A 15,325-nucleotide genomic window follows, 5' to 3' on the forward strand; every position below is an offset into this window, starting at 1 on the left:
CTAGCAGTGGGGCATGGCAATCTGGGGCAAAATCTTTGGTGGCGTTGCGGGGTTCGCGGTCGGCGGCCCCATGGGCGCCGTTGTGGGCACGGCGCTGGGGCATGCGGCGGATAACGGGTCCCTGCTGGAAACCCCGGTAGGTGGCTGGACCGACCGCTGGGGCCCCCGGCTCAATGCCGATCCCAACGGGGCGGCCACCTTCATGGCGGCCAAGATGGCGGCGGTCATGGGCAAGCGTGACCAGATGTATGGCCTTGTCATCATCATCCTTTCGGCCAAGATGGCGAAATGCGATGGCGCGGTGAACCGGGCCGAGATCGATGCCTTCAAGCGCCGCTTCAACCTGCCGCCCGAGAACATGAAGGAAGTCGGCCGCCTGTTCGACAGCGCGCGCCAGCGGACGGATGATTACAGGCAGTTCGCCACCGAACTGGGCCGTGCCTTCGCCAACAGGACCGGCATGCTGGAGGAGGCATTGGCCGCCCTGTTCGTGATCGCGCGCGCGGATGGTGAGATCAATGCGCGGGAGGAAGCCTTCCTGCGCGGCGTGCACAGGGCCTTCAACCTCAGCCCCGGTGCGTGGGACCGCGCGCGTGATGGGGGGGCCCGCCCCGGCGTGAGCGAGGTGGACGCCTACGCCGTGCTGGGTGTGGCGCGGGATACCAGTGATGAGGAAGTGCGCATGGTCTGGCGCCGCCTTGTGCGTGAACACCACCCCGATGTGCTGAGCGCGCGCGGGGCCACACCCGCCCAGCAGGCGCAGGGGGCGGCCCGCATTGCCCGGATCAATGCGGCATGGGACCGCATCAAGCGCGACCGCAGGCTGTAGCTTCTTAAAACATCAGAAAGTTTTTGGTGAAGCTTTTTCCAAAAAGCTTCAAAGGACGCCGCCTTCTTGAAAAAAGGCGGCACCCGAAAAACTTCTGTTATTTTTCATTCGTGGTTTTTGGCTTCTTGTCCAGCAGCCTGCGCAGCGCGCCCGCCACCGTGTGGGCCAGCGCGCGGTAGGCCTGGCCTGCCGCACTGTCGGGTGCTGCAATGACAATGGGCGCGCCCGCGTCGGCGCTGGCGCGGATATCGGCCAGCAGCGGGACCTCACCCAGGAAGGGCACGCCCATCTTTTCCGCTTCCGCCCGTGCGCCGCCATGGCCGAACAGTTCGGTGCGGTGGTTGCAGTTGGGGCAGCAGAAATAGGACATGTTCTCCACCATGCCCAGCACCGGCACGTTCATCTTCTCGAACATGGCAATGCCGCGCCGGGCATCCAGCAGGGCAATGTCCTGCGGGGTGGAAACGATCACGGCACCCGCCAGCGCGGTCTTCTGCGCCAGGGTAAGCTGCGCGTCGCCCGTGCCGGGGGGCATGTCCACCACCAGCACGTCCAGCGCACCCCAGTCCACATCCCCCAGCAGCTGGTTGATCGCCCCCATGACCATGGGCCCGCGCCAGATCATGGCCTTGCCCTCATCCACCAGCATGCCGATCGACATGGCGCTGATGCCCCATTTATGGGGCGGGATCAGGCGGCTGTCGCGCACTTCGGGCTGCGCGTTCATGCCCATCATGCGCGGCAGGGAGGGGCCATGCACGTCCGCATCCATAAGCCCGACCTTCAGCCCTTCCAGCCCCAGCCCCACGGCCAGGTTCACGGCGGTGGTGGACTTGCCCACCCCCCCCTTGCCCGAGGCCACGGCAATGACCACCCCCACACCGGGGGGCAGCGGGCCGGTGGCGGGCTTTGGTGCGCCCCCCCCAAGATTGAGCGGGCGATGCCCCCCGCCGGCGGGCGCGGGCGCCGTGGGCGCAGGCGCGGGCGAAGGGGTGGCGCGGTGCGCGGTCAGGATCACGCTGGCACCGGTGCAGCCGGGAACCGCATGGACAAGGCCCCGTTCCAGTTCAGGCAGGAGCGGCTGCAGGGCGGGCGCATGGCCGCGTTCGGTTGCAATGGCAACATGCAGCACGCCATCGCGCAGCATGAAGGCATCCAGCCTGCCCAGATCAGCCACGCTGGCGGTGCCGTCGGTTGTACGGACGTGCCGCAGCACGTTTTCTATGGTTGTCCGGTCGGGACTGGTCATGGGCATGCACTTCTCTGTTTCTCGCACCCGTGCGGGTATAGAAGGCGCGGGGCATGGTGGTCGAGTCATGAAACGGCCGGGCGGCATGTCCGGCGGCATGGCATTGCGCGCGGGCCGTCATGCCACGCATGCGGGGCATCCCTGCCCGGCGGGAATGGCCCCCGGACGGGTTTGCTGCTTTACGCTGGGCCGGTAGCCATGCGGGTTCCGGCGTGTGGCGGCATTGTTCAGGCTGACAGGACCATCATGGGCATTTCCACTTCGCCAGCGGGGGCACCCCATCGGCGCGACCACAGAATCGATGCCCTGCGGGGCGTGGCGCTGCTCATGATGTGCATCGACCATATCCCGCAGGATGTGCTCAACCGCTTCACCATGCGCAACATAGGCTTTGCCGATGCGGCGGAGGTGTTCGTGCTGCTGGCGGGCTATGCCTCGTGGCTGGCCTATGGGCGGGCCTTTGGCAAGAAGCCGGTGGGTACCGTACTGGGGCGTATCGGGCGGCGGTGCTGGCAGCTTTATGTGTACCAGATGGTGATGGTGGTGGTGTGCATTTCCACCATCCGCATCTGGCGGCATTTCTGGCCGGTGCCGGTTGATTTCCTTGAACCCGAACTGGCGCATGGGCTGGATGCGGCGTGGCGGGTGCTCTCGCTTCAGGCGCTGCCGGGCAACCTGAACATCCTGCCGCTCTATATCGTGCTGCTGCTGGGATTCGGGCCGCTGTTCGCGTTGCTGCGTGGCCTGGGCACGCCTGTGGTGCTGGGGCTGAGTGCCGCCGTGTGGCTTGTGGTCAATTTTGACCCGCGCCTGAACTTTCCCAACTGGCTGGACCCCGATGGCTGGTATTTCGACCCGCTGGCCTGGCAGTTCCTGTTTGTGCTGGGTGTGTGCGCCGCACGCGTGGCGGGCCAGCATGCGGGCAGCCTGCCGCGCGTGGCGGGGCTGGCATGGGTGTGCGGGGGCTATCTGGCATTTTCCGCCGTGCAGTCCTTTCCATGGACGGACTGGGGGCTGGCGGACCTGCGCCTGCTGGCCATGACCGTGCCGGACAAGATGATCCTCTCGCCATGGCGGCTGCTGGATGTGCTGGCGCTGTTCTACCTTGTCCAGTCATCGGGCCGGGCGGCGGCGCTGGCGGCAACGCGGGGCGGGCAGCTCATGGCGCTGTTCGGGCGGCATTCACTGGAAATCTTTACCGCCGGCACCCTGATCGACCTGTACGCGCGCCTGGCGCTGACCAGTTTCGGCACCGGCTGGGCCATGCAGGTGGCGGTCAATGTGGTGGGGTTTGCCGTGCTGCTGGCTGTCGCGCGCAATCGCGAACGCGCGCGGGTGGCCGCCCGCCAGCCGCGTCCCGCCCATGGTGGCGGGGTGCCGCCGGGCGTGCCGCTGTGCCGGAACTGATGCCGTGGTTTCCGCGCGCGTAAAGGGCGTGATATAGGTGCTCCGTCCCGATCCCGTTCAGCAGGATGTATGAGCCCCATGTCCCTTCGTGCCGCTGCCTTTTCCCGCTCCTGCCTTGCCGTAGGGCTGGCCACGGTCCTGGGGGGGCACGCCGCGCGGGCGGCTGATCCAGCGCCCGCCCCGGCACCTGCACCCGCTTCGGCCACGCCCCTGCACCTGCCCGGTGAGGGACGCAACATGCCCGACAGCTTTGCCGACCTTGCCGCCCGGCTGCTGCCCGCCGTGGTCAATGTCTCCACCACCGAGATGGTCCGCCCCGGCGAGGACGACGGCGATGACGGCGATGACGGCGACAGCACGCCCCAGGTCCCCAATTTCCCCGAAGGCTCGCCCTTCGAGAAATTCTTCCACGACTTCATGAACCGTCAGGACAGCCCCAACGCCCCCCCGCGCAAGATGCAGGCGCTGGGCTCGGGCTTCATCATCGACCCCTCGGGCGTGATCGTGACCAACAACCACGTCGTCCGCCATGCCGACCAGATCACCATTACGCTTCAGGACAATACCGTGCTCAAGGCGCGCCTGCTGGGTCATGATGACCGCACCGACCTGGCCGTGCTGAAGGTGGACAGTGCCAGGCCGCTGCCCGCCGTGCCCTTTGGTGACAGCGACAATGCCCGCGTGGGTGACTGGGTGCTGGCGATCGGCAACCCGTTTGGCCTGTCGGGGACGGTTACGGCGGGTATCGTCTCCTCACGCGGGCGCAATATCGAGCAGGGGCCGTATGATGACTTCATCCAGACCGATGCCCCCATCAACAAGGGCAATTCCGGCGGCCCGCTGTTCAACCTGCATGGGGAGGTGATCGGCATCAACACCGCCATCTTCTCGCCCTCGGGCGGGTCGATCGGCATCGGGTTTTCCATCCCCTCGGCCGAAGCGCAGGGCATCATCGCCCAGCTGCGCCAGCATGGTCGGGTCACGCGCGGGTGGATTGGCGTGCGCATTCAGGACGTGACACAGGAAATTGCCGACGGCCTTGGCCTGAAAAGCGCCCATGGCGCGCTGATCGCGGGCGTCGAGCCCAAGGGCCCGGCGGCCAACGCCCACCTTCAGACAGGCGACGTGATCCAGAGCCTGAACGGCAAGGACATTGATGGCCGTGCCCTGCCGCGCCTTGTGGCGGAACTTGCGGGCGGCAGTGTTGCGCATCTGGGCATCTGGCGCAGGGGCCAGCAGATGAACGTCAACATCACCATCGGCGCCCTGCCCGAGGAAAAGACCGACAGGGCCGACAGCGCCCATCCGGCCGCCAGGAATTCGGCCCTGGGCAGCATGGCTGTTGAGGGCATGGGCTTTACGGTGGGCGAGATTGATGACATCGCGCGCCAGAAATACAACATGGCCGACGGGCAGAAGGGCGTGCTGGTCACGGGCGTGACCGACGACAGCCCGGCCGCCGAGCGCGGCCTGCGCCCCGGCGATGTGGTGACCGAGGTGCAGCAGTCGGCGGTGAACACGCCCGCCGACCTGCGCCGCCAGCTGGATGCCGCGCGCAGCCAGCACCGCAAGACCGTGCTGTTCCTGGTACAGAATGCCGATGGCCTGCGCTGGGTGCCCTTTCCCCTGCCGGAAGGGGGCGGGCACTGAGCCGCATGCATGAACGGCTGAAGAATCTTCTGCTGTCCATTACCCGGCGCGGTACGTGGCGGCAGGTCGTGCGGATGAATGTCTCGCTCATCCTGTCTGGCATTGTCGCTACCATCATCCATCTGGATGAGCCGGTCTGGGCGCTGATCACCTCGGTCATCGTCATAACCCAGACCCGGCTGACCCAGACGCTCTCCACCGGGCGGGAGCAGATCGTGGGCACGCTGGTCGGGGCTATGGCGGGCATGTCCGCCATCGCACTGGAACAGTGGTGTGCGCTTTCGGTCGGCATGGTGTTCTGGGTCATGCTGATGCCACTGGCGGTGCTGGTGGCGCTGCGGCCCAAGATGCGGGTGGCCATTGTCACGTTGATGGTCGTGCTGCTGTTTCCCGCCACGGGGGAGCCGTTTTCGCGCCCGCTGCAGCGCATCGCCTCGATCATGACCGGGGTGGTGGTGTCGTTCGCGGTCTCCTTTTTCGTCCTGCGTAACGAGGCGCGGCGCGAAGTGCTGGGCAATGCCGCAAGCCTGCTGCGCCGCCTGGCCGATCTGCTTACCGGGGCGCTGCACCAGCATCCCGACAATGATGCGCTGGCCACGGTGGACGGGATGTGCCGCTCCCTGCTGCAGGACATCAATGACGGCGTGCAGGAGGCGGAGGTCGAACACCCGGCATCGCTTGCGCGGCATGATCCGCTGGTGGCGCGCCTGCCGGGGCTGCTGCGCCGGATCCGTTCGGACGCCATCTTCATCTCCCGTGCCGCGGTGGAGGGAGAGACCGCCCGCACGGGCGACATTCTGGCCCATGAGCGCGACATGCTGGGCACGGTGCTGGGACAGATGGCCGCGCGCTGCGACCAGCTTGCCGCCACCCGGCGCGGCCGGACCCTGCCCGACGGGGGGTTGTGCGATATTCTGGACCATCTGCAGCCGCCGGGGGAACACTGGACCCCTGTCATGCGTTTCGCCATTGGCCTGCTGCATGCGGACATGCGGCTTGCGGTGCGCAATATCTGGTCGGACGGCCATACGGATGATGGTCCGTTTCCGCTCCCGGCGCATCCGGTTCTGGCCGAGGCAGACCTGGCCCCCGCCAATCCGGGCGGCGGTGCAAGGCGATAGGGCAGGGGCGGCCACCACCAACAACGGAGTGCAAGAGACACCATGCTGAAGGAAACAACCCTCAACCACCTTCCCGCCGGCGTGCAGGCGCCACAGTACAGACGGGCGGAAGTGGGGCGAGGGATCGTTCACTTTGGTGTCGGTAACTTCTTCCGCGCGCATGAAGCCTGGTATGTGGACCGCTGCCTGGCCCTGCCGGGCCAGTCCGCCTGGGGCATTGTGGGCGTGGGGCTGAACGGCGGCAGGCGTGGCGAGGCCAAGGCCCATGAATTCCAGCAGCAGGACGGCCTGTATTCCCTGACCGAGGTCGCGGCTGACGGCGCGCGCAGGGTGTCCGTTATCGGGGCGCTGCGGGAATACCTGCTTGCCCCCGCCGACCCCGAAGCCGTGCTGCGCCGCCTGGCCGATCCCGGGACCCGGATCGTGAGCATGACGATTACGGAAGGCGGCTACAACATTGACGAAAAAACCGGCGAATTCCGTCTTGATGCCCCCGCCATACAGGCCGACCTGGCCAATCCGCGCCGCCCGGCCACGGTGTTCGGCTATGTGGTGGAGGGGCTGCGCCGCAGGCGGGAGGCCGGGGTGGCGCCATTCACCGTCCTGTCGTGCGATAACCTGCGCAGCAATGGCCATATCGCCCATACCGCCTTCGTGGGGTATGCGCGCGCCCTTGATGCGGATCTGGCGGCATGGATCAATGCCAATGTCACCTTCCCCTGTTCCATGGTGGACCGCATTACCCCCGGCGTGGATACGGCCACCCGCAATGCCCTGAACGAAGCCAGCGGTCTGGAGGACGACCTGCCCGTGCTGGCGGAGGATTTCAGCCAGTGGGTGCTGGAGGACAGATTCTGCAACGGCCGCCCCGCGCTGGAAAAGGTGGGGGTGGAATTCGTGGATGACGTGGCAGGCTACGAGCAGGTGAAGGTCCGCATGCTCAATGCCGGGCACATCCTGCTGGGCGCGCTGGGACTGCTGCTGGGCTACCGCTACGCGCATGAAACGGTGGAGGACGCGGATCTGGAGCGTTTCGCCAATGCCTACTGGACCCTTGATGCCATGCCGCTGATCGACGCGCCCGCCGGGGTGGATCTGGATGTCTATCGCAGGCGCCTGCTCAGCCGTTTTTCCAACCGTGCTGTGGCGGATACGCTGCTGCGCATCTGCAGCGATGGTGCCTCCAAGGTGCAGGTGTTCTGGACGGATACCGTGCGCCGCGCGCTGGCCCGCGGGCATGACCTGGAGCGCATTGCCTTCGGCATCGCGGCCTATCTGGAAATGCTGCGTGGCAGGGACGAGCGCGACGAAACCTACAGCCCCGTCGAACCCACGCTGGATGCCGACCAGCTGGCGCTTGTCAACGCCACGGACCTGGCGGCCGCCCTTGCCCTGCCAGCCTTTGATGGCTGGCGGGACATGGACACGACCGCACTGGACCAGGCGGTGGTCAGGGCACGCAGGGCCATCCGTGAACATGGCGTAAGGGCCGGCCTGCCACGCTAGACGTGGCTGTCACGCGGCCTGATCGATCCTGCGGCGCATGGGGCAGGCATCCGCCCCGTAAGTGGCGGTAATGGCGGGAGAGATGCCGGGCATGGGCGCAAAACCCAGATGCGTCCAGACCGGCCCGGCCCCTTCGGTCGCCACCAGCGCCAGCCACCGTATTCCCCGCGCACATGCCAGGCGTGTCATGATTTGTAATGCGGCCTGCGTGGCCCCGCGTCCGCGCAGGGCGGGAAGGAGGGCGATGTCATGCAGGTACCAGCAGTCAGGCCGTTCGGGCAGGTGGCCCAGATAGGTATCCAGCGCCGGTGGCGTGCCCATGCGCCAGGGATGGCTGAGGAGGTATCCCCCCGCCGTACCCTGCGCATCCGGCATGATCAGGCAGCCTTCGGGACAGAGCCGGTGGCGTTCGGCCAGGACATCCATGCGTTCGGGGCAGGCGGGGTGCAGCCGGTCCGCCAGCGTCATGACCGTACCCAGATCCGCCACGCGCAGGGGGCGCCAGACAGGTAAAAGCGGACCGTGCGTGGTCGTGGATCGGGGTATTGCTGGGTCCATGACAGGAAAAACCGTTCCAGATAACATCGTTTCCGGTAGAAAGGGCCGATGGTATAGCTGCTGGCGGGAGTATGGAACACCATGACGGAAATGCGTCTGACATTAAGGCTGGACGCCAATGGCATGCCATTGCTTGGGCATGGCAAGATCCGGCTGCTCGAACAGATCGGGGAAACCGGCTCCATTTCCGGTGCGGCCCGGGCAATGGGCATGTCCTACCGGCGGGCCTGGCTGCTGGTTGAATCGATGAATAACGCCTTCGTGCGCCCGCTGGTGGCCGCACGCCCCGGCGGCGGCGGCGGGGCCGGTCTTTCCGCGGAAGGGGAGGCGGTGCTGCGGCTGTACCGTGAAATCGAGCAGACCACGCGGGCGGCCGCCCGTGGCCCGCTGGAAACATTGGCGGCCATGTGTTCATCCCCGCCTTCACAAAGCCATGAGACACCCTGATCACGGTCCCGCCGGTGGCCTGCGTGGCCACTGGCGGGACGTCGTGTGTCATTATGCCTGACCAAGAAGAAACAACTGGAGTTCAATTCGGTGTTACGACGTGATTTCATGAAGGCGGGAACGGCGCTTGGTATCCTGTATGGCGCGACCGGCATGCCCCTGCGGGCCGCCCGCGCGGCACAGGGCGCCAGTTTTGATTCGACAACCGTGCGCACGCTGGCGCACCAGCTCTCGCAGCAGCCCTACCAGCCTCCATCCCAGACCCTGCCGTCCGCGCTGCGTAACCTGAATTTCGACCAGTACAATTCCATGGCGTTCCGTTCGGAACAGGCCCTGTGGCATGGCGAGAACCTGGGTTTCGATGTCGAGTTCTTTCCCCGTGGCTATCTGTATGCGCCCCGGATCGAGATGAACGAGGTAATCGATGGCCAGTCCCGTCCCATCGCCTTCAATGCCGACATGTTCACCTATAACGATCCCGCCCTGCGGGTGAACGAGGATATCGGCTTTGCCGGGCTGCGGCTGCGCGCGCCGATCAACACCCCCGACGTGATGGAGGAGTTCTGCGTCTTCCTTGGCGCCTCCTATTTCCGTGCCGTGGCCAAGGGGCAGAACTACGGCCTGTCCGCGCGCGGCTTCGCCGATGGCACGGGTGACCCGACGGGCGAGGAATTCGCCCTGTTCCGCGCCTTCTGGCTGGAAAAGCCCAAGGCGGGGGTGGACAGCGTGGTCATCCATGCCCTGCTGGACAGCCCGTCACTGGCCGGTGCGTTCCGCTTTACCATCCGCCCGGGCGAGACGACGGTGTTTGACGTCCAGTCCTATCTCTACCCGCGCAAGGCCATTGCCCAGTCCGGCATCGCGCCGCTGACGGGCATGTTCTATTTTGATGCGAACGACCGTACGCGCGTGGATGACTGGCGCCCCGCCGCCCATGACAGCGAGGGTCTGTCCATGTGGACCGGCAGCGGCCAGCAGCTGTGGCGGCCGCTGCGCAACCCGCGTGACCTGCAGTTCTCGGCGTTCAGTGACGTGCGGCCGCATGGTTTTGGCCTGATGCAGCGCAAGCGCGCCTTCACCGATTTCGAGGATGTCTCCCTCAACTACGAAAAACGGCCCTCGCTGTGGATCGAGCCGATCGGGGACTGGGGCGCGGGTGCGGTGGATCTGGTGGAAATTCCCACCCCCAACGAGGTGAACGACAACATCGTCTCCTTCTGGCGCCCGCAGGATGCGCTGGCGGCGGGGCATGAATATGTGTTCACCTACCGCATGTACTGGGGGTGGGACACGCCATGGCCCACCAAGCTGGCCCGTATCGTTGCAACCCGCGTGGGCGAGGCGACGGATGATTCGCATACCCGTTTCTTCGACCTGGATTTTGCCGGCACGCCGTTCGACAGGCTGCCCGACAACCCGCATTTCCATCTCCAGTGCCGCACTTCAGCGGGCGAGATCCGCAATGTGGTGGTCGAGCCGGTGCCCCCCATCCATGGCTGGCGCAGTACGTTCGAGTTCGCACCGGGGGATGCCAAGGTGGCGGAACTGAACTGCGTACTGGCCGATGACAACGGGCCGGTATCGGAAGAATGGGTCTATCGATGGACACCGTAGCGGCCAGCGCCCCGCTGCAGCCACCACCCGCGGGCAATGCAGGGCCGGATACGCGGCTGCCGCAGGGCTGGAGCGCGCTGCCGCGTCCGGCTCCGCTGGACATGCCCGTCCACCCGCTGGAAGAGACGCCCGACCTGCATGGCCGGAGCCATGTGCCACCGACCGAATGGCGGCTGATCGGCCTGCGCCGCGTGCTGGTCATCGGCAGCGCCGTGGCCATGACCGGGGCCGCGGGCTACGAGATGGACCTGGTGTTCAACGCCGTGCAGCGTTCGGTGGCCGGCATGGTGATGCTGGTGCTGTTCGTGCTGCTGTTCATGTGGATCGCGCTGGCCTTTACCTCTGCCATTGCGGGGTTCTGTTCGATGCTGGCGGGCGGCGGGCTGGGGCTGGGCATTGCGCGCGGCGGCCCGCTGCCGCGCCTGCTGACCCGCACGGCGCTGCTCATGCCGACCTATAACGAGGACCCGGGCCGCGTCATGGCCGGGCTGCGCGCGACCATCGACAGCCTTGCGGCAACCCGGCAGGAACGCGCCTTTGACGTGTTCATCCTGTCCGACACCACGGACCCCGATGTATGGGTGGCGGAGGAAGCGGCCTACATGGCCCTGTGCCGCGCCACCGGCTGGGGCGGGCGGCTGTTCTACCGCAGGCGCGCGGTCAATACCGACCGCAAGGCGGGCAATATCGCCCAGTGGGTGCGCACCTATGGCGCGGCCTACCAGCAGATGATCACGCTGGATGCCGACAGCGTCATGTCCGGTGACGTGATCGTGCGGCTGACATCGGCCATGGAGCGCAATCCCGGTGTTGCGCTGATCCAGTCGCTGCCGGTCATCGTGAACGGACGCACCCTGTTCGCCCGCATGCAGCAGTTCGCCGGGCGCGTGTACGGGCCGCTGATTGCCCATGGCATTGCGTGGTGGCATGGATCGGAAGGGAATTACTGGGGGCATAACGCGGTCATCCGCACCGCCGCCTTTGCCGAGCAGGCGGGCATGCCGCACCTGCCGGGGCGCAAGCCCTTTGGCGGCGCGATCATGAGCCATGACTTCGTGGAGGCCGCCCTGATGCGCCGGGGGGGCTGGGCGATCCACATGGTGCCCGCCCTGAGTGGGTCGTATGAGGAAAGCCCCCCCTCGCTGACCGATATCGCCATCCGGGACCGGCGGTGGTGCCAGGGCAACCTCCAGCATGCCAAGGTGGTGTCGGCACGCGGCCTGCACTGGGTCAGCCGCATGCACATGCTCATGGGCATCGGCTCCTATGTTACGGCACCGCTGTGGCTGGTGTTCCTGCTGGTGGGTATCGTGGTTTCGCTCCAGAGCCGTTTTTACAAGCCCGAATACTTTGGCGATACCAAGCTGCTCTATCCGCACTGGCCGCATGTTGACCCGGTTCAGGCCGAATACATGTTCATCGGCACCATGGGCGTGCTGCTGGCCCCCAAGATACTGGCCTACATCCTGCTGCTGGTTGATGGTCCGCTGCGGCGTGGCTGCGGGGGGGCGATTGCGGCGGGGGCATCCATACTGGTGGAAACGGTGGTGGGCGGCCTGCTGGCGCCCATCGCCATGCTGATCCAGACCGGGGGCGTGCTGTCCATCCTGCTGGGGCGGGATTCCGGCTGGAATGCCCAGCGGCGTGACGCGGACGGCCTGCAGGTCATGCAGAACGTGCGGCTGTACATGATCCACACCGTTCTGGGCCTGCTGTTGGCGGGGGCGGCGTGGAGTGTCTCGCTGCCGCTGTTTGTGTGGATGCTGCCGGTTACCCTGGGGCTGGTCTGCGCCATTCCGCTGGCGGTGCTGACGGGCAGCAGCGCCGTGGGGCAGGCGTTCAGGCGGGCGCGCCTGCTGCTGATCCCCGAGGAGACGGACCCGCCGCCGGTTCTGGCCGAGGCCGTGACCTATATGGGACAGATGGCGGGCCATCCCGTGCAGGAGGCGATAGCCGCCCTGCGCGCGCGGGCCGGGCTGCTCAGGGTGCATGAGGTCATGCTGCCCCCGCCGCGCCGGCCGGGTGACCCGATCAATCCCGCCCTGCTGGTGGGACTGCTCAAGGTGCGGGAGGCCCCGGATCTGGCCAGCGCCCTGCGTATGCTCAACCGTGCGGAAAAATCAGCCGTTCTGGGCAATGCGGAAGGGTTGCAGCTGCTGGCGCGGCTGCCCTGAGTCCGCGCGTTGTCAGTCGGATGACGTGCCCTGCGGGGGGGCGACGGCTTCCTCCCCCTCATCCGATCCGTCAACGGACATGATCGCATCCAGCGCGTCGCACAGTTTTTTCTGGTTGGCGCTGGCCAGCGAACCGGGACTGGCGCACAGCTTGGCCGCATCGGGCACGCAGGATTCGGTCGCGTCCTCGTAATCCGACTCCATCACATCGTGCGCCAGTGACAGGTTGGGGTTGTGTGCCTGCTCGCTGGCTTCCTCGATCACCTTTTCCATCTTGTGCAGGTCGTCAAGCTTGTCCAGGCAGGGCTTGCTGGCCATGTCCGGCTTGAGACGCAGCACCTCCATCGCGCGCTGCACCTTCTGCGTGGCCAGGCTCTGGGCATGCGCGGTGGTGCAGGCCAGCGCGGGTGAAAGCAGCAGTGCAACCGGCAGTGCGGCAAGGCGTAGAGACAGGTTGATGTTCACCGTGACCGTTCCGTTTGTCCATGTCCGGGCATGGGTGGATGCCGCAGGCCGTGCCTGACCCGCACGCGGGTGCGGCCCCGGCCGGGCGTGAGAGGCGGGGTCCCGACTATGGCAGGAACCACCGCCGCGCGAAAGATGGCGCATCTGGTCAATGCATATTCCGTATGCATAAAAATGCGTCCTTAAAAACCATGATATAATCACAAAGAAACACGAATCGTGTCAAAAATTCGAAAATTCCCTTACATTCACACCTGTTTTGCAGTATAGATTGCCAACGTTGAATATATTTTTTGTGCTTTGGCGGAGGCTGGAAACTATCCCATCATTGTGAAATCGTTCGATATCGCAACGATTTTGTACATCTAGCCAAATTCTGGTCTTTCTGGCGGCGGGAGATCACGGGATCGTGCCATATTTTGGCTGCGGTCAGGTGTTTTTTCATCGAATTGTTATGCAAGTCGTGCCACGGGGCACGTTTTCCTGCCGGATTGATGACTTTTGGCCGGTAACACGTCTGAGGAAGCAGGTTTGCCAGGCATCATGCGCTGGCGTTTTGGCGCTGGGGCCATCCATGCTTTCCCATACTGGGCCGGTCCGGGCGATTGCACGCCCGACCCTGTTGAAACTGAGGTTCCGCACTGGTGTTTCCGGAACGCCGGACAGTGCGGACGCAGCCTGCATCGACGCTCCGCAATGAGGTGGAGCCCCTCAACTTCGTGTCGGCTGCCTGTGAAAGAGGAGTATCTCCCCTTGAAACAGACAGACAATCTGTCCGAATCAACGTCCTTTGCTGACCGGCTGGGCATTCCCGCACCCCTGTTCTGGGGGTTCGTGGGCCTGCTGTTCTTCATGATCGGCGATGGTGTCGAAGCCGGCTACCTGGCCCCCTATCTTGAAGGCCAGGGCATTTCATCGCGCGACACCGCCCTTCTGTTCACCATCTATGGCGTGACCGTCTCGCTGTCCTCGTGGGCATCGGGGCCGCTTTCCGACCTGTGGGGCCCCAAGCGGGTCATGTGGATCGGCCTTGCCATCTGGGGCGTGTTCGAGATCGTGTTCCTGACTTTTGGCGTGGCGGTCAACAGCTATCCCATCATGCTGGCGGCCTATACCATGCGTGGTTTCGGCTATCCGCTGTTCACCTATGGCTTCCTGGTCTGGATCGCGGCGGCGACCCCGCCGCGCCAGCTTGGTTCGGCGGCCGGGTGGTTCTGGTTCGCCTTCTCCGGCGGGCTGCCCACGCTGGGTTCGCTGTTCGCCAGCTTCTCCATCCCGGTAATTGGCGAGATGGCGACGTTCTGGTCCTCGCTGGCGCTGGTCATGTTCGGTGGCCTGCTGGCGCTGCTCATGACGCATGAGCCGACCGGCTCCCGCCGTCTTGCCCCCGCGGGTACGAAACCCGCCACGATCTTCTTCAGCTCGATCAGCATCCTGTGGCGTGAACCCAAGACGTTCATCGCCATGCTGGTGCGCGTGATCAACACGTCGTCCGAATATGCGTTCCTGGTGATCATGCCGGCGTTCTTCACGAAGGTCATCGGCTTCTCGCTGTCGCAGTGGCTGCAGCTGCTGTCGATCATCTTCCTGTCGAACATCCTTGTGAACCTGATCTCCGGCATCACGGCGGACCGTCTGGGCCACCGTACCGTTGTCGCGCTGTTCGGTGGCGTGGGGGCCGCGATTACCGTGCCGCTGTTCTACTATGTGCCGCAGATGTTCCCCGGTAACTTCCTGATTGCCGCCGTGATGGGCGCGCTGTATGGCGCGACGATTGCGGCCTACGTGCCGCTGTCCGGTCTGGTGCCGCAGATCTGCCCCAAGGAAAAGGCGGCCGCCCTGTCCGCCCTTGGTCTGGGTGCGGGGGCAAGCACCTGGGTTGGTCCGGCCGTGGTGACGTGGTTCGAATCCTGGCGCGGGATCGAGGGGATCATCTGGATCTTCTCCGGTCTGTATATCGCCTCTGCCCTGATGACGCTGGTGCTGACCATCTCGCCTGAAGCACGTCGTTATCTTGATGAAGCCGCGGCTCGTGGTGACATTGCCGAGGAAGTGACGTTGGGGCACTGATTTCCATCCCCTGAAATCATGTGGGCCATCTTCGGGTGGCGCATACGAAAGCGGGCCTGCTGGCAACAGCAGGCCCGTTTTTTGTTCATGTCCCGCCCGGCAGGCTGTCCATTTCAGAAGAGGGAGGTTTTTGGTGAGGCTTTTTTCAAAAAGCCGGCGTCCGGAAACTTTTGCCAGTCGGGACAAGGGGCATGAAAAAAGGCCGGAACCTTGCGGTCCGGCCTTTCCTGTATTG

General features: G+C 65.3%; 12 protein-coding genes. 9 read left to right on the forward strand and 3 right to left on the reverse strand.

Annotation, left to right across the window (positions count from 1 at the left end; genetic code table 11):
* Positions 1-13 precede the first annotated feature (13 nt).
* Positions 14-829 (forward strand): TerB family tellurite resistance protein, encoded by an 816-nt coding sequence (locus tag CFR78_RS01560; RefSeq protein WP_034927041.1) that lies wholly within the window; start codon positions 14-16, stop codon positions 827-829.
* Positions 830-926: 97 nt separating this feature from the next.
* Here CFR78_RS01560 and CFR78_RS01565 read toward each other — a convergent pair whose 3' ends face one another.
* Positions 927-2,078 carry an Mrp/NBP35 family ATP-binding protein gene (locus CFR78_RS01565; RefSeq protein WP_007396943.1) on the reverse strand — a complete coding sequence of 384 codons (1,152 nt, stop codon included), beginning with the start codon at positions 2,076-2,078 and terminating at the stop codon, positions 927-929.
* A gap of 246 nt (positions 2,079-2,324) precedes the next feature.
* On the opposite strand from CFR78_RS01565, the gene CFR78_RS01570 reads away from it, so the two are divergent.
* The 4 genes from CFR78_RS01570 to CFR78_RS01585 all read left to right on the forward strand — a co-directional run bounded on the left by CFR78_RS01570 (position 2,325) and on the right by CFR78_RS01585 (position 7,762).
* On the forward strand, positions 2,325-3,485 hold the full coding sequence (locus tag CFR78_RS01570) for an OpgC family protein (RefSeq protein WP_034927045.1): 1,161 nt from the start codon (positions 2,325-2,327) through the stop codon (positions 3,483-3,485).
* Between the two features lie 78 nt (positions 3,486-3,563).
* Positions 3,564-5,135, forward strand: coding sequence for a DegQ family serine endoprotease (locus CFR78_RS01575; RefSeq protein WP_110580950.1), 1,572 nt, complete (start codon positions 3,564-3,566; stop codon positions 5,133-5,135).
* 5 nt (positions 5,136-5,140) lie between these two features.
* Positions 5,141-6,256 (forward strand): FUSC family protein, encoded by a 1,116-nt coding sequence (locus CFR78_RS01580; RefSeq protein WP_034927050.1) that lies wholly within the window; start codon positions 5,141-5,143, stop codon positions 6,254-6,256.
* 42 nt (positions 6,257-6,298) lie between these two features.
* Positions 6,299-7,762 (forward strand): mannitol dehydrogenase family protein, encoded by a 1,464-nt coding sequence (locus CFR78_RS01585; RefSeq protein WP_110580951.1) that lies wholly within the window; start codon positions 6,299-6,301, stop codon positions 7,760-7,762.
* 9 nt (positions 7,763-7,771) lie between these two features.
* Here CFR78_RS01585 and CFR78_RS01590 read toward each other — a convergent pair whose 3' ends face one another.
* Positions 7,772-8,320: a GNAT family N-acetyltransferase gene (locus CFR78_RS01590; RefSeq protein WP_051671975.1), complete on the reverse strand. Its 549-nt coding sequence runs from the start codon at positions 8,318-8,320 to the stop codon at positions 7,772-7,774.
* 81 nt (positions 8,321-8,401) lie between these two features.
* Here CFR78_RS01590 and CFR78_RS01595 point away from each other — a divergent pair, with 81 nt between their 5' ends.
* From CFR78_RS01595 to mdoH, 3 genes are all read left to right on the forward strand, one after another.
* On the forward strand, positions 8,402-8,767 hold the full coding sequence (locus CFR78_RS01595; protein WP_034927055.1) for a winged helix-turn-helix domain-containing protein: 366 nt from the start codon (positions 8,402-8,404) through the stop codon (positions 8,765-8,767).
* A gap of 108 nt (positions 8,768-8,875) precedes the next feature.
* Entirely contained in the window at positions 8,876-10,381 is a 1,506-nt protein-coding gene (locus CFR78_RS01600; RefSeq protein ID WP_034927057.1) for a glucan biosynthesis protein, read from the forward strand.
* Entirely contained in the window at positions 10,369-12,555 is a 2,187-nt protein-coding gene (gene mdoH / locus CFR78_RS01605) for a glucans biosynthesis glucosyltransferase MdoH (RefSeq protein WP_007396934.1), read from the forward strand. The genes CFR78_RS01600 and mdoH overlap by 13 nt, the downstream gene beginning before the upstream one ends.
* 12 nt (positions 12,556-12,567) lie before the next feature.
* On the opposite strand, the gene CFR78_RS01610 is transcribed toward mdoH, so the two are convergent.
* Complete coding sequence (locus CFR78_RS01610; protein WP_007396933.1) at positions 12,568-13,020, reverse strand: hypothetical protein; 453 nt, start codon at positions 13,018-13,020, stop codon at positions 12,568-12,570.
* A 753-nt stretch (positions 13,021-13,773) separates the two neighbouring features.
* On the opposite strand from CFR78_RS01610, the gene CFR78_RS01615 reads away from it, so the two are divergent.
* A complete protein-coding gene (locus CFR78_RS01615; protein WP_007396930.1) occupies positions 13,774-15,090 on the forward strand; it encodes an MFS transporter in 1,317 nt (438 codons plus the stop codon).
* Positions 15,091-15,325 lie beyond the last annotated feature (235 nt).

It is taken from the genome of Komagataeibacter rhaeticus, from assembly GCF_003207855.1.
In the GTDB taxonomy this organism is placed as follows: Bacteria; Pseudomonadota; Alphaproteobacteria; order Acetobacterales; family Acetobacteraceae; genus Komagataeibacter; species Komagataeibacter rhaeticus.

Excerpts from the sequence above, each read along its gene's own strand:
- CFR78_RS01560 (WP_034927041.1), top strand. The coding sequence starts at position 14 with ATGGCAATCTGGGGCAAAATCTTTGGTGGCGTTGCGGGGTTCGCGGTC.
- CFR78_RS01565 (WP_007396943.1), bottom strand. The coding sequence starts at position 2,078 with ATGACCAGTCCCGACCGGACAACCATAGAAAACGTGCTGCGGCACGTC.
- CFR78_RS01570 (WP_034927045.1), top strand. The coding sequence starts at position 2,325 with ATGGGCATTTCCACTTCGCCAGCGGGGGCACCCCATCGGCGCGACCAC.
- CFR78_RS01575 (WP_110580950.1), top strand. The coding sequence starts at position 3,564 with ATGTCCCTTCGTGCCGCTGCCTTTTCCCGCTCCTGCCTTGCCGTAGGG.
- CFR78_RS01580 (WP_034927050.1), top strand. The coding sequence starts at position 5,141 with ATGCATGAACGGCTGAAGAATCTTCTGCTGTCCATTACCCGGCGCGGT.
- CFR78_RS01585 (WP_110580951.1), top strand. The coding sequence starts at position 6,299 with ATGCTGAAGGAAACAACCCTCAACCACCTTCCCGCCGGCGTGCAGGCG.
- CFR78_RS01590 (WP_051671975.1), bottom strand. The coding sequence starts at position 8,320 with ATGGACCCAGCAATACCCCGATCCACGACCACGCACGGTCCGCTTTTA.
- CFR78_RS01595 (WP_034927055.1), top strand. The coding sequence starts at position 8,402 with ATGACGGAAATGCGTCTGACATTAAGGCTGGACGCCAATGGCATGCCA.
- CFR78_RS01600 (WP_034927057.1), top strand. The coding sequence starts at position 8,876 with ATGAAGGCGGGAACGGCGCTTGGTATCCTGTATGGCGCGACCGGCATG.
- mdoH (WP_007396934.1), top strand. The coding sequence starts at position 10,369 with ATGGACACCGTAGCGGCCAGCGCCCCGCTGCAGCCACCACCCGCGGGC.